The 23,857-nt window shown below is 64.1% G+C and carries 21 protein-coding genes; 16 read left to right on the top strand and 5 right to left on the bottom strand.

All coding sequences use genetic code 11. From position 1 onward, the window contains the following. The first annotated feature begins 17 nt into the window (after positions 1-17). Together ABUA28_RS09070 and ABUA28_RS09065 are read left to right on the top strand one after the other, a co-directional pair. Positions 18-938 carry a hypothetical protein gene (locus ABUA28_RS09070; protein WP_349903723.1) on the top strand — a complete coding sequence of 307 codons (921 nt, stop codon included), beginning with the start codon at positions 18-20 and terminating at the stop codon, positions 936-938. Positions 939-965: 27 nt separating this feature from the next. Next, the gene (locus ABUA28_RS09065) at positions 966-2,690 is read left to right on the top strand and encodes a dihydroxy-acid dehydratase (RefSeq protein ID WP_349903722.1); all 1,725 of its coding nucleotides are present in this window, start codon (positions 966-968) and stop codon (positions 2,688-2,690) included. A 45-nt stretch (positions 2,691-2,735) separates the two neighbouring features. On the opposite strand, the gene ABUA28_RS09060 is transcribed toward ABUA28_RS09065, so the two are convergent. Together ABUA28_RS09060 and ABUA28_RS09055 are read right to left on the bottom strand one after the other, a co-directional pair. Next, positions 2,736-3,551 (bottom strand): IclR family transcriptional regulator, encoded by an 816-nt coding sequence (locus ABUA28_RS09060; RefSeq protein WP_349903721.1) that lies wholly within the window; start codon positions 3,549-3,551, stop codon positions 2,736-2,738. Positions 3,552-3,678: 127 nt separating this feature from the next. After that, positions 3,679-4,452, bottom strand: a complete 774-nt coding sequence (locus ABUA28_RS09055; protein WP_349903720.1) for an IclR family transcriptional regulator — start codon at positions 4,450-4,452, stop codon at positions 3,679-3,681. 312 nt (positions 4,453-4,764) lie between these two features. Between ABUA28_RS09055 and ABUA28_RS09050 the strand changes: the two genes are divergently transcribed. The 8 genes from ABUA28_RS09050 to ABUA28_RS09015 all read left to right on the top strand — a co-directional run bounded on the left by ABUA28_RS09050 (position 4,765) and on the right by ABUA28_RS09015 (position 12,048). Continuing rightward, positions 4,765-5,706: a substrate-binding periplasmic protein gene (locus tag ABUA28_RS09050; protein WP_349903719.1), complete on the top strand. Its 942-nt coding sequence runs from the start codon at positions 4,765-4,767 to the stop codon at positions 5,704-5,706. A 4-nt stretch (positions 5,707-5,710) separates the two neighbouring features. Beyond that, positions 5,711-6,439 carry an amino acid ABC transporter permease gene (locus ABUA28_RS09045; RefSeq protein ID WP_349903718.1) on the top strand — a complete coding sequence of 243 codons (729 nt, stop codon included), beginning with the start codon at positions 5,711-5,713 and terminating at the stop codon, positions 6,437-6,439. After that, positions 6,436-7,236 carry an amino acid ABC transporter ATP-binding protein gene (locus ABUA28_RS09040; RefSeq protein ID WP_349903717.1) on the top strand — a complete coding sequence of 267 codons (801 nt, stop codon included), beginning with the start codon at positions 6,436-6,438 and terminating at the stop codon, positions 7,234-7,236. The genes ABUA28_RS09045 and ABUA28_RS09040 overlap by 4 nt, the downstream gene beginning before the upstream one ends. 5 nt (positions 7,237-7,241) lie before the next feature. Beyond that, positions 7,242-8,228, top strand: coding sequence for a C-terminal binding protein (locus ABUA28_RS09035; RefSeq protein ID WP_349903814.1), 987 nt, complete (start codon positions 7,242-7,244; stop codon positions 8,226-8,228). Next, complete coding sequence (dgoD, locus tag ABUA28_RS09030; protein WP_349903716.1) at positions 8,225-9,403, top strand: galactonate dehydratase; 1,179 nt, start codon at positions 8,225-8,227, stop codon at positions 9,401-9,403. Before ABUA28_RS09035 ends, dgoD begins: the two co-directional genes overlap by 4 nt. An 88-nt stretch (positions 9,404-9,491) precedes the next feature. Further along, complete coding sequence (locus ABUA28_RS09025) at positions 9,492-10,415, top strand: dihydrodipicolinate synthase family protein (RefSeq protein WP_349903715.1); 924 nt, start codon at positions 9,492-9,494, stop codon at positions 10,413-10,415. Between the two features lie 14 nt (positions 10,416-10,429). After that, positions 10,430-11,419: a sugar kinase gene (locus tag ABUA28_RS09020; protein ID WP_349903714.1), complete on the top strand. Its 990-nt coding sequence runs from the start codon at positions 10,430-10,432 to the stop codon at positions 11,417-11,419. Positions 11,420-11,445: 26 nt separating this feature from the next. Then, the gene (locus tag ABUA28_RS09015) at positions 11,446-12,048 is read left to right on the top strand and encodes a bifunctional 4-hydroxy-2-oxoglutarate aldolase/2-dehydro-3-deoxy-phosphogluconate aldolase (RefSeq protein ID WP_349903713.1); all 603 of its coding nucleotides are present in this window, start codon (positions 11,446-11,448) and stop codon (positions 12,046-12,048) included. A gap of 13 nt (positions 12,049-12,061) precedes the next feature. Here ABUA28_RS09015 and ABUA28_RS09010 read toward each other — a convergent pair whose 3' ends face one another. Together ABUA28_RS09010 and ABUA28_RS09005 are read right to left on the bottom strand one after the other, a co-directional pair. Further along, complete coding sequence (locus tag ABUA28_RS09010) at positions 12,062-12,709, bottom strand: dienelactone hydrolase family protein (RefSeq protein WP_349903712.1); 648 nt, start codon at positions 12,707-12,709, stop codon at positions 12,062-12,064. A 121-nt stretch (positions 12,710-12,830) separates the two neighbouring features. Beyond that, positions 12,831-14,198, bottom strand: a complete 1,368-nt coding sequence (locus ABUA28_RS09005; protein WP_349903711.1) for an NAD-dependent succinate-semialdehyde dehydrogenase — start codon at positions 14,196-14,198, stop codon at positions 12,831-12,833. 192 nt (positions 14,199-14,390) lie between these two features. Here ABUA28_RS09005 and ABUA28_RS09000 point away from each other — a divergent pair, with 192 nt between their 5' ends. Next, complete coding sequence (locus ABUA28_RS09000) at positions 14,391-15,554, top strand: acyl-CoA dehydrogenase family protein (RefSeq protein ID WP_349903710.1); 1,164 nt, start codon at positions 14,391-14,393, stop codon at positions 15,552-15,554. 52 nt (positions 15,555-15,606) lie between these two features. On the opposite strand, the gene ABUA28_RS08995 is transcribed toward ABUA28_RS09000, so the two are convergent. Continuing rightward, entirely contained in the window at positions 15,607-17,139 is a 1,533-nt protein-coding gene (locus ABUA28_RS08995; RefSeq protein ID WP_349903709.1) for a PucR family transcriptional regulator, read from the bottom strand. Between the two features lie 145 nt (positions 17,140-17,284). Here ABUA28_RS08995 and gabT point away from each other — a divergent pair, with 145 nt between their 5' ends. From gabT to ABUA28_RS08970, 5 genes are all read left to right on the top strand, one after another. Then, complete coding sequence (gene gabT, locus ABUA28_RS08990; protein WP_349903708.1) at positions 17,285-18,664, top strand: 4-aminobutyrate--2-oxoglutarate transaminase; 1,380 nt, start codon at positions 17,285-17,287, stop codon at positions 18,662-18,664. Then, positions 18,661-20,124: an NAD-dependent succinate-semialdehyde dehydrogenase gene (locus tag ABUA28_RS08985; RefSeq protein WP_349903707.1), complete on the top strand. Its 1,464-nt coding sequence runs from the start codon at positions 18,661-18,663 to the stop codon at positions 20,122-20,124. Before gabT ends, ABUA28_RS08985 begins: the two co-directional genes overlap by 4 nt. 313 nt (positions 20,125-20,437) lie before the next feature. After that, complete coding sequence (locus ABUA28_RS08980; RefSeq protein ID WP_349903706.1) at positions 20,438-21,937, top strand: aldehyde dehydrogenase family protein; 1,500 nt, start codon at positions 20,438-20,440, stop codon at positions 21,935-21,937. Between the two features lie 51 nt (positions 21,938-21,988). Then, positions 21,989-22,843 (top strand): transketolase, encoded by an 855-nt coding sequence (locus tag ABUA28_RS08975; RefSeq protein ID WP_349903705.1) that lies wholly within the window; start codon positions 21,989-21,991, stop codon positions 22,841-22,843. Then, the gene (locus ABUA28_RS08970) at positions 22,840-23,811 is read left to right on the top strand and encodes a transketolase family protein (RefSeq protein WP_349903704.1); all 972 of its coding nucleotides are present in this window, start codon (positions 22,840-22,842) and stop codon (positions 23,809-23,811) included. Before ABUA28_RS08975 ends, ABUA28_RS08970 begins: the two co-directional genes overlap by 4 nt. Positions 23,812-23,857 lie beyond the last annotated feature (46 nt).

Below are 23,857 nucleotides of genomic sequence, written 5' to 3'. Positions count from 1 at the left end.
ATCAAAGGGGATCATTCGTGAGAGCTGACAGTTACCTCGCCTATTTCGACCTGCGTGCGGAGGCGCCAGCGGCCCCCAGCAGCCAGCGCTTTCCGGATGGCGCACATTTCCGCATCGAGATTCCCTCGGTGGAGGGCCCCGGGGTGTTCAGGGCCGTTCTGGCCGAGGCCGCGGATCGCGGCGTTGTCGTCAACCGGGTCTCCCAGGGCAGCGGATCCATGATGCAGACCGGCGCAGAGCTGGATGAAATGGCTGCGATCGCCGTCGACAACGGCATCGAAGTGTCACTCTTCGTCGGCCCACGCGAGGGTTGGGACATTGGAGCACAGTCCCGCTCGAAAGACGGGCCTGCGCTGGGAAGCCAGCTTCGAGGAGTGCGACAGTTGCGCTACGGGGTCGAGGACGTACTCCGGGCGGTCGAGCGGGGCATTCGCGGTTTTCTCGTCGCCGACCTCGGTCTGCTCGAAGTGCTCGTACATCTGCAGAGCACCGGCGATCTCCCGGAAAACATCGTCTGGAAGGTCTCTGCAATGCTCGCGCCGTCCAATCCGGTGGCCATGCGTCAGCTGGAGCGAATGGGCGCGTCGACCGTGAATGTGCCATCCGACCTCACTCCGGGAACTGTGTCGGAGTTGCGTGCCGCATCGAACCTTCCGATCGACATCTATGTCGAGTCACCAGACTCGATGGGCGGCGTCGTGCGCGGACACGAAAGCGCAGACCTCATCTCTGCGGCGGCCCCCATGTACACCAAATTCGGACTACGCAACAGCACGGCTATCTACCCTGCGGGATTGCACCTGTACGATTACGCGTCGTCGATCGCCCGAGAAAAGGTGCGACGGGCGGCCCTTGCGCTCGAATGGATCGATCGCAGTGGCATCGACCTCGTGCAATCCGCTCCGGGGGCACTGGGGCTCGGCGTTCCTGAGCCGTGATGTCGATCTACTGACCAGAGGAGTGATGTGCTGAAATTACGAAGCCAGGAATGGCTGGCCGGGGATGATGAGGTCTCGGTCTCTCATCGCGTGGCGGTGCGGAGCGTCGGTGTGTCTGTCGATCCGGATGACCCCAGACCCATCATCGGCATTGCCGACTCTTCGAGCGACTTGAACCCGTGCAACCTCCCGTTGCGCGCGCTCGCCGAGGCTGCGCAGGCCGGGGTGGTTGAGGCCGGTGGAATACCGCTTCGATTCCCCACGATGTCTCTCGGCGAAGATTTGATGAAGCCGAGTGCGTTTCTCTACCGCAACCTATTGGCTATGGAGATCGAGGAGACCATTCGCTCAAACCCGCTCGACGGCGTGCTCGTGCTCGCAAACTGCGACAAGACCGTGCCGGCCGTGCTCATGGGGGTTGCCAGCGCGAACATCCCTGCGATCGCCGTCCTGGGTGGTGCTCGACCGGTGTCCGTGTTTCAGGGTCGACCCGTTGGCACCGGCACTGACCTGTGGAGGTTGTGGGAGGATCACCGAGCCGGGCGCCTCGATGACTCTGGATGGAAGGATCTCGAGCACTGTCTCTCCTGCGGTGTCGGTGCGTGCAACACAATGGGGACGGCATCCACGATGGCGCTGCTCACGGAGGCTCTCGGAATGGCGCTGCCGGGTCTATCGACAGCACCCGCCGGCTCCACACAGTCGCTGGAGGGAGCTCGTGCGGCTGGTGCACGAGCCGTCGCCCTCGTCAGGGAGAACCTCAGGCCGCGAGACATCCTGACCCATGCCGCCTTCAACAACACAGTGAGGGTGCTTCATGCGATCGGGGGGTCGACCAACGCGATCATTCATTTGCCCGCGATCGCAGGTCGGGTGGGAATTCGACTCACGCCGAAACAGATGAGCGATCTCGGGCGAACGGTACCGGTATTGGCAGACGTGGAGCCTTCCGGCAGGCTGCTCATCCACGACTTCCATTCCTCTGGTGGGTTGCCCGTGCTGGAGCGGGAGATAGCCGCGCTGCTCGAGCTGGATGTCGTCGGCGTATCCGGATCCAGCATCCGGGAGGTCATCGCCGCGGCCGGTGAGCGTGGTTCCGCCATTCTCGACGCCGACCACGCTCTCGCCACCGATGGCTCCTTCACCACAGTGACGGGCAACCTCGCACCGGATGGAGCTGTCATCAAGACTTCCGCCGCATCGCTTGAACTCTTTTCACACACCGGTCCGGCGCTCGTGTTCAGGGGATACGAGGACATGCGAGGCCGGATCGACGATCCGAATCTCCCGGTGACGGCAGACACCGTATTGGTACTCACCGATTGTGGGCCGGTCGGAGTTCCCGGCATGCCCGAATGGGGCATGATTCCCATTCCGGCAAAGCTCGCCGCCGCCGGTGTGACAGACATGGTCAGGGTCACCGACTCGCGGATGAGCGGAACCTCGTTCGGGACCGTGTTCCTTCACGCGTCACCCGAGGGCGCGGTCGGAGGGCCTCTTGGGCTCGTACGTGACGGAGACCTGATCCGTGTGGATGTCGCCGCGGAACGGCTCGATCTCCTCATCGATGACGAGGAACTGGCCGCGCGGAAGGCCGCCTGGATACAACCCCGATCGGAACATGTTCGCGGATGGCCTGCGCTGTATCAGGCGCATGTCACTCAGGCATCGGAGGGGTGTGACTTTGATTTTCTCGTCGCACCGACAGAGGAGCACCTGAGGTTCATCGAGCCCGTGGTCGGACGCTCCTAGCGCCGTTCGAGCGGTCGTGGCCGGGTGCGGCTAGGTGTGTACTGCCTAGGCAATGCTCGATCCAGGCTGCACAGGGCCGCCGAGAACGGCGGAAATCTGCTGGGCGTGCTGTCTCGTGGACATCCCGACCTCCTCGATGCGGTCGTTAGAGACGTCGAGCTTGATGAAGGTAGCGCTGATCGCGCCAGCACACTCACCGCGATGATTGAAAAAGGCTGCGCCCACGCAGAACACGCCCTCGGCATCTTCCTCGTCGTCCGTCGCGAAACCTCTGCTTCGAACGAGGTCAAGATCAGCGAGCAGAGCTTCAGGAGTGACGATCGTGTGACTCGTTCTCTTCTCCATGCCGTGCTCGGCACAGAGGGCCAGTACCTCCGCTTCGGGCAGGCAGGCGAGGATCGCTTTTCCGGCCGCGCTCGCGTGGGCGAGTTCGCGCGTGCCCAGAGGGGTGTGAAACCGTACCGTGCCAGGGCCATCGACACGATCTATAAAGATCGGCTGCCCGCCATCGGCTACCGCTATTCGGGTCGTCATGCCGAGTTGCTGGGACAGCTCGGTGAGGATGGGCTTTGCGATCTCGGCGAGCGATATCTGAGCCAGGGCGATGTCGGCGAGTTTTACCAGCCCGACTCCGAGACGATAGCGGGGTCCCGCCGCGACCTCCCGCAAGTGACCTCTATCGACCAGCGTTCGAAGCAGCGAGTATGTCGCGCTCTTCGAGATTCCGATCTCCTTCGCGATCTCGGTCAGGCTGAGTCCGTCGCGAGACTCCGCGATAATGTCGAGTATGTCGAGCGCCCGAGCGACGCTCTGCACCGTGTAGCGACCAGAGGCTTGCTGTTCTCCTGAACCAGGACTCACGCCGTTCCAATCGTTCGGTTATGGTCAACGCTAATTGGGTGTGTCGTACGACACAATTCAGCGAGACCACCGCTTCGACAGCAGGATATTGGACGCCGGCGTGATGGCAGCCCATGGACAGTGGCGGCTAGTGGGAGTCGAAGCCCAGGCGGTGAGAGATCTCCCTGCCGAGCTTGATCAACTCGTTCGCGATGTCCTTGCGATTCTGGCCAACAAGTTCGCTTGCAAGGCTGGTGGCTCCGACGGATCCCGCAACATGGCCGTCGGCGTTGAAGAACGGTGCGGCCAGGCAGGAAACGCCCGCTTCCTCCTCCTCGTTCTCCACCGCGTAGCCGCGCTTCCTGGTCTGCTGCAACTCCTGAACGAAGGCCGAGGGTCCGGACGCGAGTGGGGCGGGGCCGGCTCCCGGCACCAGCTTGCCGAGCAATGGGTTCAGCTCTTCCTCGGGGAGATACGCGGCGATCGCCCTTCCGAGAGCGGTGAGATTGAAGGGCGCGACTTTGCCCGGGTAGGTGTCGAACTGGATGAAGCCGGGCGAAGCCGCCTTCGCGATGTACACGACGGATTGCCCATTGAGCACCCCGATGTGTACGGGGCACTTGATGCGCTCGGCGAGATCACGCAGCTCCTGCTGTGCGATCGAAGACAGGTCGATCTCCCGCACCAATTGGGACGCCAGACCGTAGAGGCCCATCGTGAGCCTCCAGAAGTGACTCCTACCGACGATCCTTCGAGTTGCGTAGCCACGATTCTCCAGGCTGATCATGATCGCCGCACACGTCGTGAGCGGGATATGCGTCTTCTGCGCAAGCACGGTAAGCGTCATTGCCTCCGTTGATGCGGCGAGAGTCTCCAGGATTGTGAGCGTTCTGTCGACGCTCGTGGATGGAGCCTGTGTCACTGCGGCCATCATCGTGCCCCATTCTCTTTTGCGGTGGCCGAATCCCGTCTGGGCGGGTTCAGTCCGGCGGACTTCTCGGAACTTTTGACACTATATCCCAAATACCGAAATATCAGACAGAAGAACTTAGCTACTTTTCCTGGTAAAAATTTCCCTCTTGTCATACAAAAGCTATTGCCGGGCGGTGTAAGAGTGCGCTATTCTTCGTAAGGCCGAAGATACTTTCGGGATACCGTTTAGTAACGACAACGACGCAAGCACGGTGTTGTCGGCAACTTAAGTCAAAGAAGACATACGGAGGACAGCAGCACCATGATTCGTAAATCTGCATTGTCGATGGCCACGCTCGCGGTCATAGGCACCCTCGCCATGGCAGGGTGCAGCTCAACCGACACGGCCAAAACCGACGCGGTGAAGACCAAGTCGGACGTTGAGGCCGTCACCCAGTGGGGCGGGTGGGATCCCAGTCCCAACCCGCTGCCTCAACTCAACTGCACCGACGACTCCTACGCGAATGCCGTGAAAAACGGGCTCACCCTCGGTCTGGAGGGAGCGAAGCCGTATAACTACATGGATCCGGCTACGAACAAGCCCCTCGGCATCGATGTCGACATCGTTCACACCGCGTTGAAGTATGCGGGGATCACAAAGCTCAAGAGCGTCGTCATGCCGTTCGATTCCCTCGTGCCGTCGCTCCAGGGCAAGAAGATCGACGTCATCAACGCGAACATCCACGTGACGGAGCCGCGGCTCAAACAGCTTCAGTTCTCGAGCCCCGGCTGGTGGTACGGCCCACAGATGGTCGTGCGCAAGGGCGACGAAAGTCGGATCACCTCGTATGACGATCTGCTGAAGAGCAACATCACTGTTGCCACCGTCGGTGGATCGATCAATCAGACCTATCTGGAGGCAGTGAAGGCTCCGAACATCACCATCTTCAAGGACAAGAACACCGAACTTGCAGCTGTGACCAACGGTTCGGTCGACGTCGCCCTCGAGGATCCGGTAACGATGGGTGAGTACATCAAAGACAACCCGAATTCAAACCTCGTTCTGGTTGACGCTCCCATCCCTCAGGAGATCATCACCGAGTACGGCTACGGCTACGCACGATACGGATTCCGTCTTGCTGACTGCTCCCTCAACGCCGCGTTCTCCCGGGCGCTGAGTGAGATTCGCGATAACGGAGTCGTGCTGAGGATCCTCAAGACTTACGGCCTCGGCGAGTCTAACGTCACGATCCCTGGGCAGTAAGACAGTGGCAGACTTCAACTGGGACGTGGCTGCAGAGGCCATCGGGCCCCTGATAGCCGGTGTGGGAATCACCATTGCCCTCACACTCGGGGTGATCGTCGTATCGCTCATTCTCGGCCTCCCGGTCGCGATGATGCGGATCTCGCGCTTTCGCGCGATCCGCATCATCGCGGGTGCCTACATCGACTTCATCAGGTCAACACCGCTTCTGCTCCAGCTCATCTACATCTATTTCGCACTCCCGTTCATCGGGATACATCTGGATCCGTTCTCGGCCGGCTTCATCGGGCTGACACTGCACTACACCGCCTACATCTCCGAGGTTTATCGCGCGGGGATCGAAGCGGTGCCGAAGGGACAAGCGCAAGCAGCGGCCGCGCTCGGTATGAGCGGCTTCCAGATATCGGTTGTTGTCGTGCTGCCGCAGGCTGTGCGCATCGTCATTCCCGCGCTCGGGAACTATCTGGTCGCATTGTTCAAAGACACATCGCTGGTGTCGGTGCTGTCGGTGCAGGAGCTCCTTTTCGCCGGACAACTGGTCGCCGCACGTACGTACGACTATTTCACCGTCTACACCATGGTCTTCCTGATCTACCTGGTGATCGGCCTGCCGTCGCTCTGGTTCGTCCGCTATCTGGAGCGTAGGTCGAAGGCAGGATACTCGGACAAGAAAACGCAGGCGAAGCCAGGCGACGAAGACGCCCGGTCCGAAATTGAAGGGGTCTCGGCGTGATCGAGCTAGTCGATATCAAGAAGTCCTTCGGCAACAGAGAAGTGCTGCGCGGAGTCGACCTGACGATCCAGCGTGGCGAGGTCGTCTGCGTGATCGGGCCTTCCGGCAGTGGCAAGACCACCCTGCTGCGATGCATCAATAACCTGGAGACTCCGGACTCCGGCGAGGTGCGCATCGACGGGGACGTGCTCTATCGAAGGAAGGCCGGACGCGGCTACAAGTCCCTGTCTGCTCGCGAGATCGCGCAAACCAGAAGTACGGTCGGGATGGTGTTTCAGCACTTCGAGCTGTTCCCGCACATGACCGTTCTCGGCAATGTCGCCGTAGGGCCGAGAAAGGTGAAGGGCCTGGCCAAGGGCGAATGCGAGGACATCGCACGCAGGAACCTCGCGCACGTCGGTTTGGCAGATCGTGCCGACGCCTGGCCCGAGCAGCTGTCCGGTGGGCAGCGACAGCGCGTCGCAATCGCGCGTGCACTGGCCATGGAACCACGGGTGATGCTGTTCGACGAGGCTACGAGTGCGCTTGATGCGGAACTCGTGGGCGAGGTGCTCGCGGTCATGCAGTCGCTCGCCAGCGATGGGATGACCATGGTCGTCGTCACTCACGAGATCGGCTTTGCCCGGCAGGTCGCGGACACGCTCGTCTTCATGGACGACGGCAGGATCATCGAGCAGAACACTCCGGCGAGCCTGCTCGACAATCCGCAACAGCCTCGCACCAAGCTGTTCTTGAGCGCGATCCTGCCCGAACACGGAATGGATCAGACGGGTGGAGCAGCGGCGGTGACGCCGTGACCGCAATGGAGCCTGTGACGAGCGTGCCAGTCGTCGTGGCTGGGGCGGGCACGTCCTTTTCGAGCCTCGACATCGAGCGGAACATCCTCGCCGAGGTGGGGGCTGAGGTCATCGATGCGAGACACCTTCCTGAGGCCGAGATTCGAGCGGCGTGCGTCAATGCGGACGCCATTCTGAGCGACTACTTTGCCTGTGACGAATCCCTGATCGCTTCGCTGACCCGGTGCAGAGTAATTGGCAGCTACGGGGTTGGTTATGACCAGATCGACGTAACAGCCGCAAACACGCGGAACATCCAGGTTACGAACAACCCCGAATATTGCGTCGACGAGATGGCCGAGCACACGATCGCGATGCTGCTCGCCGCCTGGCGACGTATCCCGGCGTACGACCGCCACGTACGCGGGGGCGGTTGGGACTACGCCTCCTCGCCGGCACCCCGCCGGCTTCGTGGCGCGACGCTCGGGGTTGTGGGCTTCGGAAGGATAGGTCGCGCCGTCGCCGCCCTCGGAACAGGCCTCGGCATGCGCGTTATCGTGCATGATCCGTATCTGGTCCAGGCGCAGGCAGATGCGGAGTTGATGCCTCTCGACGAGCTGCTCTCCGCGGCTGATGTCGTAACCCTCCATCTGCCGCTGTCTCCGGCGACTCGCGGGCTGCTTGGCGCGGAACAGATCGCCATGATCGATCGGCACTCCGGAGTGATTAACACCGCCCGTGGCGCACTCATCGACGACGAGGCGCTGGCCGCCGCGCTGCGCGAGGATCGTCTGGCCTGGGCGGCCATCGATGCTTTCGATCCAGAGCCGCCTCTTCTGTCGCATCCGTTATTGAGCGCCCCAAACGTCGTGCTCAGTCCACATGCGGGCTTCTATTCGAGCGACTCGCTTATCGCCGCCCAGACGAATGCGGCTCAGGAGGTACTGCGCGTGCTTCGAGGCGACGCCCCGCTGCACCCCGTAGGTACGGCGACAAGGGAGGGTATCCGATGAAGATCACGGCCGTTGAGTCGCTGGTGTGCAACGCCAGGATGCGCAATTGGGTGTTCGTCAAGATCACGACGGACGAGCCGGGGTTGATCGGCTGGGGGGAGGCGACGCTCGAGTGGAACACCGCGGCGGTGACTGGCGCGATTGAAGATCTTTCTCCATTGCTGCTCGGAGAGGATCCTCAACGGGTCGAGCATCTTTGGCAGACGATGAACCGCCAGCACTTCTGGCATGGCAATGGCATTGTGAGGGCGACCGCGATCAGCGGGATCGATATCGCGCTGTGGGACATCCTGGGCAAGGCGTGCGGTGTCCCGTGCCACCAACTGTGGGGGGGCCGGGTGCGTGATTACATCCGCACCTATTGCCACCTCGGCGGTGGCGAGATGAAGGACTTCTACGAGACCCCGGTATCTGATTACGAGCGCTTCGGCGAGCTCGCCGCTGCAGCGGTTGCTGACGGATTCACGGCGATGAAGTCGATGGCAGTTCCGCCAACAATGCCGCTCGAGGGGATGACCGCCGTCCGGCACGCGGTCGGTTGTGTTTCCGCGATGCGCGATGCGGTCGGGGACGACATCGATCTGATGGTCGACTGCCACGCGAGGCCCTCGCCCGCGATGGGATTGAGGTTCGCCTCGGCGCTGGACGATTTCGGGCTGCTGTTTCTCGAGGAGCCGTGCTGGCCCGAGGCGATCGACGGCTTGGCACGCATAAACCGGACAACGAAGACTCCGGTGGCAACGGGCGAGCGGGTCATCGGGCAGCACGCGTTCCGCCCTCTGTTCGAAGCCGGCGCGCTGGATGTCTGCCAGTTGGACATCACCCACGTTGGCGGGCTGAGTGAGGCACGCAGGGTGGCCGCCATGGCTGAGGCCTATCGGATCAGCCTGGCCCCCCACAACCCGCAGGGACCAGTCAGCACAGCGGCGTCGTTCGAGTTCGGCTTCAGCCAACCGAGTTATGTCATCTGCGAAACCGTCCACGCGGACGTTCCGTGGCGGCAGGACGTTGTCAGTTCTGCGCACACGATGTCTCGCGAGGGGCGTCTCGTCTATCCGCATGACCAACCGGGGCTCGGGATTGAGATCAATGAGGAGGAAGTGCGAAAGCATCCTTTCCAGCCGGAGGTGCTTCAGCGCGTGTTCCATTCCGATGGATCTGTCGGGGACTGGTAACCCCGGGCTTCGACAGACCCCACCAACAACGCGACGCGGCCACGGGGCGGTCGCATTCGGCAAGTGTATTAAGAAATAGGAGATGTGAATGTCTGACAATCGTGAGCTGGCGGGAGTTCTTCCCGTCATTCAAACCCCCTTTCTCCCGGACGGCGGCATTGATGAAGTCACCCTGGACAGGGAGTTGAACTGGGTTCTGGATCAAGGGGTTGCAGGACTCACGACGGGCATGGTCACGGAAATCCTCCGCCTGACAGAGGCCGAGCGTCACCAGTTGACGGAACGCGTCGTTGGTGTCGCGCATCAGCGCGGGGCACTGTCGATCATCAGTTGTGGAGCGGAGAGCACCAAGACCGCGGTGATGCACGCGAAGCACGCCGAGGCCACGGGAGCGGACGGATTGATGGCGATCCCACCCGTCACCGTCGCTCTAGACGATGACGCGCTGTACGGCTATTACGCCGAGATCGCGGATGCGACGACCATCGGTCTCGTGGTGCAAGACGCAAGCGGCTACATCGGCCGCCCCCTGACCATCGAGATCCAGGCAAAGCTGCTCAGTGAGTACGGCTCCCGCGTCTACTTCAAGCCGGAAGCGGCGCCGATCGGGCCACGTCTGTCGATGCTGCGTGACGCGACGGGAGGCGAGGCCAGGGCGTTCGAAGGCACCGGCGGAGCAGCTCTCATCGACAGCTTCCGGCGCGGAGCCGTCGGGACGATGCCCGGTGCGGAGGTCTGTTGGGCCATCCAGCGAATGTGGGAGGCGCTGAACGAGGGTGACTGGGCGCGGGCCTACGGTATCGGGGGCCCATTGGTGGCATTGGTCAATCTTCAGACCACGATCGATGTCTTCGTCGCGGTTGAGAAACACATTCTGAAGCGTCAGGGCGTGTTCTCTTCCACTGCGGCGAGGGGTCCACTTTCGTATGTGCTCGATCCTGAGTCCAGAGATGAAGTTGATCGTCTCTTCGATCACCTCAGCGTTGCCACACGCACTTCCGTCGACGTGTGAGCGGGAGCAGGGCGATGCCGGTTCGTGACGCCAGCTCCCCATCCGTGGACGTTCTCGGCATCGGAGAGACGATGATCGCGGTCGTTCCCGTGATACCCGGCCGGGTAGATGCCGATTCCGCGTTCGTGTTGCGGGCTGCCGGCGCTGAATCAAACGTGGTCAGCTATATTTCTGAGCTGGGTCACGAGGGCGCGTGGTTGGGACGAGTCGGGAACGATTTTCTGGGGTCCATCCTGCTCGACGAGCTGGCGCGAAGCGGTGTCGATACCTCGCGGGTCGAGAGGGATGACTCCAGGCCAACAGGTGTGTTCTTCAAAGAGGCAGCTGCCGACGGCTCAGTCGTTCACTATTACCGCACTGGCTCCGCCGGCAGTGGGCTGGATCGTCGGATGGTCGAGGAGCTGCGCTCGAATCCACCGCGGGTTGTCCACGTGAGCGGCATCACGCCTGCGCTGTCCGAATCGTGCAGGGACGTCATCGATTACCTTGTACACGATCGCCCGCTCGCGGGCACGGTCGTCAGTTTTGATGTCAATTACCGCCCGCAACTGTGGGCATCCCCGCCGTACGACGAACTGTTGCGCTTGGCCAGGGGTGCGGATGTGGTCTTCGTTGGTCTCGATGAGGCCGAGGTCCTCTGGGGTACGCACACGGCGCGCGAGGTGAGATCACTGATGCCGGAGGTCGGGACGCTCGTGGTGAAGGACGGCGCGCGGGACGCCGTGTCATTCACGGCCATCGGCGAGGTATCCGTGGCCGCACCCGTGGTGGATGTCGTTGAGCCGGTCGGTGCCGGTGACGCGTTTGCTGCCGGCTGGCTCTCGGCGAAGTTACGTGGTTTCGACCACGAGGCCAGGCTGAGACTCGGCCATCTGGTCGCTGGTGCGGCGCTCGCTTCCGTGAGCGACCATGGCCCTCTTCCTTCGGAAGAGCACATTCTCGCGACCCTCGGGGTGACCGCCGAGCAATGGTTGGTGCGTCCTGAACCGCGGTTGGGGGCGTGAGAATGCGCACAGATCTACCCTCGGGTGTGATCGCGATCATCCGCTTGAAACAGATTCGTCCGCAGGACGAGCTCTTCCGTGCCCTGGTGGCCGGAGGTATCACGACCGTGGAGGTGACGCTGCCAACCCCGGGAAGCACGGAGGCTGTCGAGCGTTGGCGTGATGAGCCGGGTGTTTTAGTCGGGATGGGCACCATTCGTACTCGCGATGACGTGCATCGTGCGGTCGGAGCGGGAGCACGGTTTCTTGTTACTCCGACAACGTCGGCGGACGTCCTCGCAGCTGCGAATGAAGAATCCGTCCCTGTCGTCTGTGGAGCATTGACGCCGACCGAGATCGATCTGGCGTGGCGGTCAGGAGCGTCGAGGGTGAAGGTCTTTCCCGTTGACGCAGTTGGTGGACTGCAATACCTGCGCGCGCTTGCCGGGCCGCTGGAAGACATTCCACTCGTCCCGACCGGTGGAATCACGCCCGTTGAGGCCGAGGAATATGCGGCGTTCGGCTGCGTCGGCGTCGGCGTCGGTTCTGCTTTGGTGAACGAACAGGTAGCGATCGACCGGGAGTGGGAAGCGTTGCATCAGCGAGCGAGACATTTCGTTTCGCGATGGTCGAGCGGTATCGCGCGCTGACTCGACAGGATGCTCAGTCGATGAGGTGCTTCTCCAGGAAGCTCGCGGTGCGGGAGAACGCGAGAGATGCGGCAGCGACATCCGCCTTGTCTGGAATCGTCGCGTTCGCGAAGGAGTGCACCGTCCCCGGGTAGTCGTATTCCGTCACGGGGGTTCCGTGATCCTTGAGCCTGTCGATGAACGCCTCCGGATCCTGGCCGTCGACCCACTCATCGACCTCGGCGAAGTGCAGTTCGACGGGGCTGGGGATGACGCCGTGCTGCTCGGCGGTGAGCGTCGCGTAGTAGGCGACCACGGCATCCGCGATTCCGGACTGCGCGTGCAGCAGTGCGAGCCAGCCGCCCATCGAGAACCCGACCAGGCCGATGCGCTGCGACCCCTGCGCGCGGGCGAGCTGCATGATGTCGTCGATCTCGGAGAGGGCCGTCGCCACATCGAGCCGCTCCATGAGGCCTTCCGCATCTGAGGCGTCGTCGGTGGCCACACCGTCGTACAGATCGGGGACCGCGACGCGAAAGCCGCGGTGGGCGAGCGCATCTGCGTAGAACTTCAGCCACGGCAAGCGCCCGTACCAGTCGTGCACGAGCACCACGAGCGGCGCTCCGACCTCGCCGTAGAGTTCCGGGACACCGGGATTCGGAATGGGCACGAGCTCGGACATGCTGCCCCTTCCCGCGCACGGCGATAAATTCGGTGGCGCAGTCCCCATTATTGTTCCAGGACCGGATGCGCGCGAGCATATCCGCGCACACTGCCGAGGGTTGCCGCGCTTCGACGCGGTGTCAGCCGATGCGGATCATCTTCTTGTTGACGAACTCGTCCGCACCGAAGCGTCCGAGCTCGCGGCCGGAACCCGAGCGCTTGACGCCACCGAAGGGCAGCTCCGGGCTGTCGGCACCCACCACGTTGATGAAGACCATGCCGGCCTCGATGCGGTCGGCGACGCGCATGGCCTGGTCGGCGTCCGTCGTGAACACGTAAGAGCCGAGTCCGAACGGGGTGTCGTTGGCAAGGGCGATCGCTTCGTCCTCTGAGCCCACCCGGTAGACCGCGGCGACGGGACCGAAGAACTCCTCGTGGTATGCATCGTTGTCCGGTGTGATGTCGGTGAGTACGGTCGAATAGAAGAAGTTGTCGTCGCGTCTCCCTCCGGCGACGAGGCGTGCACCCCCGGCGACCGCGCGATCGAGCTGGTCCTGCAGCCGCGCCGTCGCGCCGGCGGAGGAGAGCGGACCGAGCACGGTGCCGGCCGACATCGGGTCGCCGGGCTTCACGGCGGTCATCGCCGCGGTGAACTTGTCGAGGAACGGCTGGTACAGCTCGTCGATCACGATGAATCGCTTGGCCGCATTGCAGGCCTGGCCGTTGTTGTCGATTCGTGCGGAGACCGCCGCCTCGACCGTGGCATCCAGGTCGTCCGTGCTGAGCAGGATGAACGGGTCGGAGCCGCCCAGCTCAAGCACCACCTTCTTGAGGTGGCGGCCCGCGATCTCGGCAACGGCAGCGCCCGCCCGCTCGGAGCCGGTGAGCGAGACGCCCTGAACGCGTGGGTCAGCGATGACCGTGGCGATCTGATCGTTGGTGGCGTAGATGTTCACGTAGGCGCCGTCGGGGAACCCCGCGTCGAGGAACATCTGTTCGATGGCCGCGGCAGACTCCGGGCACTGCGGCGCGTGCTTGAGCAGCACGGTGTTGCCGATGACGAGGTTCGGGCCGGCGAAGCGGGCCACCTGATAGTAGGGGAAGTTCCACGGCATGATGCCGAGCAGTACCCCGAGAGAACTGCGCCGAACGAGGGCCGTGCCGTCCCCGCCGAGCAGGTCGATGTTCTCGTCTGCCATGAGAGTTTCGGCGTTGTCGGCATAGTAGCCGTAGATGTCGCCGCTGAAGTCGATCTCGCTGAGGGCCTGCTCCCGCGGCTTGCCCATCTCGCGCACGATGATGTCGGCGAGCTCTTCACGACGTTCGACGTGCAGCTCACCCACGCGCCGGATCAGACTCGCCCGCTCGGCGACGGTGGTTCCGCGGGACCAGCCGCGGTGGGCATCGTCCGCCCGTCCGATCGCGCTCGCAAGCTGCGCATCCGTGATCGTGGGGTAGTCCCTGACCGTCTCGCCGGTCGCCGGATTCACTACTGCGAAGTCGCTCATGATGTTCCTCACTCCTGGGTGCGCGGGGCGCGCGCGACCGAAGAGATTCGGCAGCGCTGCACGTTCCCACAACCTTATGTCGTGCTCACGGCCCAGGTCGAGCAAGAATGCTGCGCTATAGGATGAATCCACGCTGAACGGTGGTCGTCGCCAGGCGCTGCCGCGCGCGGAACACTCGACGAGAGGATCGGCGTGACGACACTGCTGGAAACCGCGTTCGATCTCGACGGCTTGCTCAGTCAGGAAGAGATCGGCTGGGCACACGCGGCGCGCGCATTCGCGACCGACCGCATCCTGCCAGTGATAGAGCAGGACTTCGAGGACAAGCACTTCAGGCGCGAGTTCGTCGGAGAGTTGGGCTCGCTCGGATTCCTTGGCATGCACCTCGACGACGAGGGCTGTGCGGGAGCGAGCGCGGTCAGTTACGGTCTGGTCTGCCTCGAGATCGAGGCAGCGGACAGCGGATGGCGCACCTTCGTTTCCGTGCAGGGATCGCTGGCCATGGGTGCGATCTCCAAGTACGGCTCGGACGAGCAGAAGCACGAGTGGCTGCCGGCGATGGCCCGAGGAGAGAAGATCGGATGCTTCGCCCTCACGGAACCGACCGGTGGCAGCGATCCCGCCGCCATGCTCACGACCGCACGCCGCGACGGTACTGACTGGATTCTCGACGGCAGCAAGCGGTGGATCGGGCTTGCGAGCATTGCGGATGTCGCCGTGGTCTGGGCGAAGACAGAGGACGGGGTGCGCGGCTTTCTCGTGCCGACCGACGCGGCGGGATTCACGGCGACCGCGATAGATACCAAGCTCTCGATGCGCGCCTCGATCCAGTGCGACATCCAGCTCGACTCTGTCCGGGTGCCGGAGTCGGCCATGCTTCCCGGGGCCCGCGGGCTCTCCGGCCCGTTCAGCTGCCTGGACGATGCGCGCTACGGGATCATCTGGGGCGCGATGGGTGCGGCTCGCGCTTGCCTCGAAGCGGCGCTCGATCGCTCGACGAGCAGGGAGGTGTTCGGCAGGCCGATCGGAGCGAACCAGCTCATCCAGTCGAAGCTCGCGAACATGTTCGTCGAGTACGAGAAGGGGGTGCTGCTCGCCCTGCATCTGGGTCGCCTGAAGGAGCGGGACGCGCTTACGCCCACCCAGATCAGCGTCGGGAAGCTCAACAGTGTGCGGGAGGCGATCGGGATAGCGAGCGAGGCCCGCGCGATCCTCGGAGGGGACGGCATCACGAGCCAGTTCCCGGTGATGCGACACCTGGCAAACCTCGAATCGGTGCGCACCTATGAGGGCACCGACGAGATCCACACGCTCATCCTCGGACGTGCGCTGACCGGCCTCAGCGCCTTCAACTGACGCCACTCGGACTCGAAAGGGTTGCTCCTTCGTCGCAGCCGCTCGACCAGCGTCAGTGCATGGTCGCGAGGATGGCCACCCACAGCTCAGCACGCGCCTGGAACGAGCCGAGATCCCGGCCGAGCAGCTCACCGGCCAGCGCGATCCAGGCCCGTAGGGTGTGCCGGTGCACTCCGAGCTCGCGCGCGGCCGCCTCGAACTGGCCGTTGTGGCTGAGCCACACCCGCACCGCGCTCACGAGTCTTGTGTCCTCCGCCGCATCATGATCGAGCAGCGGTTTCAGGATGGCGTTGCCGAGCTCCCGCGCGTCCTCGCCCGCGACGAAGGCGAGCATGCCGTTCCGCGACAGCGACTCGAAGTGCAGGAGGTGGCCGGGGGCATCCGTCGACGTCTGCGCCTGGGCGAGTGCCATCCCGGCCTGGTGCCAGGCATCGCGCAGGCTGTCGTAGTGCGCGGGCGCGGAGACCCCGACGCGCGCGCCGAACTCGCGCGCGAACTCCTCGACGGTGGCCAGGTCGGCCGCGCGCACGCAGAGCACGACGGTGTCGCCCTCTACGGCGTAGAAGAGCGGAGCAGAACGCCCCTCCACCCGCAGCTCGAGGTATTCGACCATGGAATCGACCTCGTCGGGCTTCGTATCCGCCACGGCAATGCACACGGGAGCGACCGGAAGCGCGCCCCACATCTGGCGAGCGATGCCGTCGACCAGCTTGGTCTCACCGCCGAGGAGCATGTGCAGCAGCCCCGATCGCAGGTGGCCCTTGGTGCGATCGAGCGCGTGGTTCTGCTCGAGCGCGAGGCTTGCGAGGGCGATGACGCTTGTGACGACCTGCTCACTGGCCCGGTCGCGCACGCTCGTTCCCCCGATCGCGAGGGCACCGCGCAGTCGACCGGTGGCACCAAGGGTCTGCAGGGTGAGACTCTCGGTGCCAGCCGTGACGGTCGCGCTGGAGCGCTGGCCGCTCCGCAGCAGCCGTGCGACGTCGCCTCGTACAGCCTCGATCGTGGGTTCGCCGAGCGCGCCGGCCGGAAACACCCGGTCGAGCGAGCCGCCCGAGTCGAACAGTGCCACCCATCCGCCCAGCTGTGTGGCGAGTTCCGCGAGGGTCGCCGAGAGGCCGTCGGGACGCAGTGCCGCGAGCGAGATCGCGCGCTGTGCGCGCAATGCCCAGCCATCCCTCGCGTAGCTGTCTTCCGCGGAGATGTCGGCGACGAAGCGGATGAGCGCGATGAACGGGGTCTTGTACGGCACCTCGAACAGGGGCAGGCCCGCCTCTCGGCAGGCGCGGACGAGACCGTCGGGCGTGCCGTCACGGATGACGTCCGTGCCGAAGCCGAGCCCCGTGATGCCGAGGACGGTCAGCCGTGACACGTAGCGATCGTAGAAATCGTCGGCCCCCGGCTCTGTCGGGAAGTGCGTTCCGGTGGTCAACAGCACCTGGCCGGGCGAGAGAAACGGCGTCGGATCGACGAGATCGGAGCTGTGCACCCAGGCGATCTCGGTGCCGAGAGCGTCCTGCTCGGGCGTGAGCAGGCGCAACTGCAAAGAAGGACTGCCGAGCAGCGCGCGCAGGGTGGCGGGCATAGCTCCCCTCCAGTGGACGTGACGGCTAACGAGGCTGACATCACTATACGCAGTGTCTATGACCTGACGGGGCACGACTTCCCTAGCATTGCGCTGAGAGCACCGTCGCAGACGACGGCAGCCACGACACGAGGATGGCCGACAGATGACTATCGTTTCCGACCCGCAGACCACGACCCAACAGGGTTCGACTCCACTGGGCGGCCCGTCGCTTCCGCAGGAGCGCAGGCTGGTCACCGCGATTCCGGGCCCGAAGTCGATCGCGCTGGCCGAGCGCAAGAGGCAGGCCGTGGCATCCGGGGTCGGGCACTCCATTCCGGTCTTTGCTGCGGCGGCCGGCGGGGGAGTGCTCGTGGATGTCGACGGCAATTCCCTTATCGACCTCGGCTCCGGCATCGCGGTCACCGGCGTCGGCAACAGTGCACCCGCCGTCGTCGAGGCCGTGCGCGCACAGCTCGACCAGTTCACCCACACCTGCTTCACGATCACACCGTACGACTCCTACGTCGAGGTCGCCGAGGCACTCAACCGCCTGACCCCCGGCGACCACGCGAAGCGCAGTGCCCTGTTCAACTCAGGTGCCGAGGCCGTGGAGAACGCGATCAAGATCGCTCGAAGCTACACGCACAAGCAGGCCGTCGTCGCCTTCGACCACGCCTATCACGGCCGTACCAACCTCACCATGGCGCTCACCGCGAAGAGCATGCCCTACAAGAGCGGCTTCGGGCCGTTTGCCTCAGAGATCTACCGTGCCCCGATGTCCTACCCCTTCCGTGACGGTGGGCTGAGCGGTGCCGAGACGGCGAAGCGGGCGATCACGATGATCGAGAAGCAGATCGGTGCGGCGAACCTCGCGGCCATCATCATCGAGCCGATCCAGGGCGAGGGCGGCTTCGTCGTGCCGGCTCCGGGCTTCCTCCCGGCGCTCGTGGAGTGGGCGAGGGAGAACGACGTCGTGTTCATCGCCGACGAGGTGCAGACCGGGTTCGCCAGGACCGGCGCCATGTTCGCCTGCGAGCACGAGGGCATCGTGCCCGATCTCATCACCACGGCGAAGGGCATCGCGGGCGGCCTGCCGCTCTCGGCCGTCACGGGCCGCGCAGAGATCATGGATGCCCCGCACGCCGGCGGTCTCGGCGGAACCTATGCGGGCAACCCGCTCGCCTGTGCAGCGGCGCTCGCCGCGATCCGCAGCTTCGAAGAGGACGGACTGGTCGAGCGCGCGCAGCAGCTCGGGAGCATCCTTCTCGACGCGCTCGGAGCGATGCAGAAGACGGATGCCCGCATCGGCGACCTGCGCGGACGCGGTGCGATGGTGGCGATCGAGCTGGTCGACCCGTCGACGGGTGAGCCGGACAGTGCACTGGCCGGCCGCATCGCGACCGCGGCATACACCGCGGGCGTCATAGTGCTGATCTGCGGGACCTTTGGCAACGTCATCCGCTTCCTCCCGCCGCTGTCGATCTCCGACGAACTGCTGACCGAGGGACTGAGGGTCGTCGCGGAAGCGCTGGCCTCAGCATGAACGAGGCCGAGCTTCTCGCGAAGGTTCCCGCGGGTCTGTACATCGGCGGTGAGTGGGTAGCGGCCGAGAATGGGCGGGAGCTGAAGGTCTATGACCCGTCCACCGGTGCCGAGATCAAGTCGATCGCCGATGCCTCGCCCGCCGACGGCGCGAAGGCGATGGATGCCGCGGTCGCTGCGGCAGACTCCTGGGCCGCGACCGCCCCCAGGGTTCGCAGCGACATCCTCCGCCGCGCCTACGACCTGCTGCAGGAGCGCCGCGCGGAGTTCGCGCTGCTCATGACGCTTGAGATGGGCAAGCCACTGGCCGAGTCGGGCGGTGAGGTCACCTATGGCGGCGAGTTCCTGCGCTGGTTCTCCGAAGAGGCGGTGCGGGTCACGGGGCGCTACGGCATCAATCCGGAGGGCACCGGGCGCATGATCGTGTCGCAGCATCCGGTCGGGCCGTGCTTTCTCATCACACCGTGGAACTTCCCGCTCGCGATGGCGACGCGCAAGATCGCGCCTGCGCTCGCCGCGGGCTGCACCGTCGTCGTCAAGCCGGCCGCGCTGACCCCGCTCACCACGCTGTATTTCGCGCAGCTGCTCGCCGACGCCGGCCTTCCCGCCGGCGTCGTGAACGTCGTCACGACCTCGCACTCCGGTGCTCTCTCGGAGCCGATCATCGCCGACCCGCGGTTGCGCAAGTTGAGCTTCACAGGCTCGACGCCCGTGGGCCAGCAGCTCATGAAGCAGGCGGCCACGGGCATCCTGCGCACCTCGATGGAGCTCGGCGGCAACGCGCCGTTCGTCGTCTTCGAGGATGCCGACCTCGACAAGGCCGTCGACGGCGCGATCGCGGCGAAGTTCCGCAACGTGGGCCAAGCCTGCACCGCGGCCAACCGCTTCATCGTGCATGAATCCGTGGTGGAGGAGTTCACGCGGCGGGTGACCGAGCGCGTGACGGCGTTCCGCACGGGCCGCGGCACCGAGGAGGGCGTGACGATCGGTCCGCTCATCGACGAGACGGCCGTGAGCAAGGCGGAGGAACTGGTGAAGGATGCCGTCGACCGCGGCGCGACCGTGCTGGCCGGCGGCCACCGCATCGACGGCGACGGAACCTTCTACGAGGCCACCGTCGTCAGTGGCGTCGTGCCCGGCAGTGAGATCCTGCGCCAGGAGATCTTCGGCCCGGTGCTGTCGATCACCTCGTTCACGGACGAGGACGAGGCGGTGCGACTGGCCAACGACACCGAGTACGGCCTGGTCGGCTACGTCTACACGAAGGATCTGGCACGCGGACAGCGGATGATCGAGCGGCTGCAGACCGGAATGATGGGTCTGAACCTCGGCGTGATCTCCAATGCCGCCGCACCGTTCGGCGGCGTGAAGCAGTCCGGTCTCGGTCGCGAAGGCGGCTTCGAGGGCATCCACGAGTATCTGTCGACGAAGTACACGCTCACCCCGGACCCGTTTGCGTAAGGGATAGCCCTCGACAGGCGCAGGGAACGGCCGCCGAGCCCGACCGATACTCGCAAACGGTCGACGGAAGCGGAAAGAGAATACTGACGGCTAGCGTGCAGTCCCGGGCTGCCTTGTATGCCGCACTGTCGCCAGGTGCCGGGGCCATCTCCTGCTGGAGAACAGCGCTGCGTCGAGAGTGATTGATTCCACCAGCGATCTCTTCGAGGTCTCTTTGGCGGATGGAGCGGAACAAGCCTCGTGCAGCATCTGCAATATAATATAGGCTATAGTTCAAGACACATATCTACACTGTCGTGCCGAGGAGGTCACCATGAGTCTGGGTGTTGAGCACTCAACCGAGTTGTACGTTTCGATTGCCGAGAAATACGCGCCGCGTGCCGATCAGGACGCGTTCGATGTGCACAACCCTTCTACCGGACAACTGCTTGCGCGCTTCCCCAACCTCGGCTCAGACGACGTTGATCACGCGGTGAAGACGGCGAAGTCAGCTCTGCCGGCGTGGCGGGCCACGCCGCCGAGAGAGCGAGCGCGACTGCTCAAGCTCGCTGCGGCGCGGCTGCGTGAACATGCGGATGACATCGCGACCATCGAATCCCTCGAGGTGGGAAAGACCTATGGAACGTCGCGCACCTACGACATGTGGGTGTGTGCGGAGTCCTTTGAATTCTTCGGCTCGATCGTCGAAGGCCAGCAGGGGAAGTATGTGCCTGGCGGGCCCATCGACAGTTACTCCGTTCGGGAACCATACGGGCTCGTCGCCGGGATCATTCCCTTCAACTGGCCTCCTGTACACACCGGTGCGAAACTGGCTCCGGCGTTGGCGGCGGGCAATGTTGTCGTTCTCAAAGCGCCGGAGCAATGTCCTCTGAGCGTCCTGCACATCGTGCACCTCATTGAGGACCTGTTTCCTGCCGGCGTCGTTCAAGCACTCACGGGGCTCGGTGCCGTTACCGGGGCGGCACTGACGAGCCATCCCGGGGTCGATCGCATCTCGTTCACCGGGTCTCCCGGCGCCGCACGCCAGGTGCTGCACGCCGCCGCAGACAACTTCACCGGCGCTTTGCTGGAGCTGGGTGGAAAGAACCCGCTCATCATGCTCGCCGATGCAGACCTCGACCTGGCCATACCGACGGCTATCGAAGCCGCCTACATGAACAACAGTGAGGCGTGCACCTCTGCCTCGAGGATGCTCGTCCACGAGAGCATCCTGGAGGAGTTCACCGAGCGCTTCATAGAGGCGACTTCCAAACTCGGTGTCGGTCATGCTCTCGACGCGCGCACCTCGGTTGGGCCCATGATCACAGCCGCGCATAAGGCCCGGGTCGACGCGTATCTGGAGATAGGCCGTCACGATGGGGCCACGGTCGCCTTCCAGGGATCCACGCCGACCGATCCGGATCTCGCCGAAGGCTTCTACGTCGCTCCGGTGGTGTTCACGGGGGTCACGAAAGACATGCGAGTCGCCCAGGAGGAGATCTTCGGCCCGTTCGTGTCGATCATGTCCTTCAGTACCTTCGAGGAAGCGATCGACATCGCGAACAGCACCGAGTTCGCCCTGGTTGCGGGAATCATCACCCGTGACATGGTGAGCGCGCGGAGGGCATCGGAAGAGATCGATGCCGGGGTCGTCTTCATCAACAACTACAACAGGGCCTTCCTCGCTGCGACCCCGTTCGGTGGAAACCGTGCGAGTGGGTATGGGCGCGAGCACGTCGCCGAGACGCTCGAGGAGTTCTCGAGGATCAAGAGCGTGCGTATTCCTTCCGGCCTCGTTCCCGTTCCGTTGTGGGTCGGAGGCGAGACGGACTGACCGGGCGACGTGCAGTTGCCACCACTATCCGCTCGTCTCCCAGGAGGTCTTTTGCATACCAACGCCGTGGCTCTGGCCGACGTCGAAAGAATCGATGCGTTCGCCCGGGAGCTTCGCAAGAGCATTGTGACGATGCTGGCCGCTGCCGGCAGTGGACACAGTGCTGGCCCTCTCGGCATGGCTGACTTCATGGCCGTTCTCTATGCGCATGTGCTCAGGCACGATCCGAGGGATCCGAATTGGTCGGATCGCGACCTGTTCTTCCTCAGTCATGGCCATACGGCGCCTGTGCTCTATGCCGCGCTCGCCGAGTGCGGTTATCTGCCGAAGGACGAACTGCTTACGCTGCGCGCTTTCGGCAGTCGGCTGCAAGGTCATCCTGAGCGCCGGGCTCTCCCGGGGCTCGAAAGCACGAGCGGCCCACTCGGGAGCGGATTGTCGCAAGCGGCCGGTTATGCATATGCCCTCCAGTACCTTCGTCCAGATCCGGCGCGTCGGGTGTATGTGGCGATGGGTGACGGCGAACTCAACGAAGGGAATATCTGGGAGGCGGCGATGTTCGCGTCCGCCCATTCTCTCGGGAATCTGATCGGGATCGTAGATCGCAATCGCATCCAGATCGATGGCGACACCGAGGACGTCATGCCCCTCGGAGATCTCGCCGAGAAGTGGCGTGCGTTCGGCTGGACTGCGCTCGATGTCGACGGACACGACCCGCGGGCCCTCGTCAGCGCATTCGCTTTGGCTCGGGCCTCGGCTGATCGTCCTACCGTCCTCATCGCCCACACCGTCCCCGGGAAGGGTGTGTCCTTTATGGAATCCGATTATCGCTGGCACGGCAAGCCGCCTACCTCGACGGAGCGGGATACGGCACTCGAGGAGATTGAAAGGACCGTGCGACGGTGAACGTCTTCACACTGGCAGAGGATTCCGCTTCGGCAGAGCCGATTCGAGTTGGTTTTGGTCGGGGTTTGGTGACTGCGGGGGATACGGACGACCGGGTGGTCGCCCTGTGCGCCGACCTCACCGAGAGTACGCAGATGCATCTGTTCCGGGAGAAGCATCCGAAGCGCTTCATCCAGGTGGGTGTGGCGGAACAGAACCTCGTCACCGTCGCGTCCGGCTTGGCGCACGCCGGGTTCATCCCATTCACGAGCAGTTATGCCGCGTTCAGCCCGGGTCGCAACTGGGAGCAGATCAAGACGACTGCGTGCCTGAATGATCAGCCGGTGAAGGTCGTCGGCTCGCACACGGGGCTCAATGTCGGGCCGGACGGTGCTACTCACCAGATGCTGGAAGACATCGCGCTCATGCGGGTGCTTCCTAATATGGTGGTCATCGCTCCGGCCGACAGCATCGAGGCCGAGGCCGCCACGAGGGCGTTGGCCCGGGATCCGCGGCCGGCCTACCTGCGTCTCGCCCGCGACGCCACGAAAGCGGTCTTCGGCAGCTACGAGGAATTCACAATAGGTACCGCGCTGGCCCTGAGGACAGGGGATGACGTCGGCATCGTGGCGACGGGGACCATGACTCGCGAGGCGCTCGATGCGGCAGCGATTCTCGGCGAGGGCGGCATCTCGGCGGCCGTCCTGCACGTCCCCACCATCAAGCCCCTCGACGAAGAGGCGATCATCGCACTCGCCGCCTCGACCGAGTTCGTCGTGACGATCGAAGAGGCACAACGGGCCGGTGGTCTGGGTGGTGCCGTCGCCGAACTGCTCGGCGAACGGCGGCCGACTCGCGTCGTCAGGCTCGGCGTCGATGATCGGTACGGTGAGTCCGGACCGCCGCGCGACGTTATCCGTCAGTTCGGCCTCGACGCCGAGTCGCTCGCCCACCAGATCCGCACAGCCCTTTCGCTCAGTACCGTCTGAGTCGGACACGTGGCACTGCAGCTCGGTCGAAGCGGCTGTAGAAGAT

The sequence above is a fragment of the Parafrigoribacterium humi genome (genome assembly GCF_040227205.1).
GTDB classification, from domain to species: domain Bacteria; phylum Actinomycetota; class Actinomycetes; order Actinomycetales; family Microbacteriaceae; genus Parafrigoribacterium_A; species Parafrigoribacterium_A humi.
The sequence above is the reverse complement of the archived record's forward strand: the minus strand, read 5'-3'. Positions and strand labels throughout refer to the sequence as shown.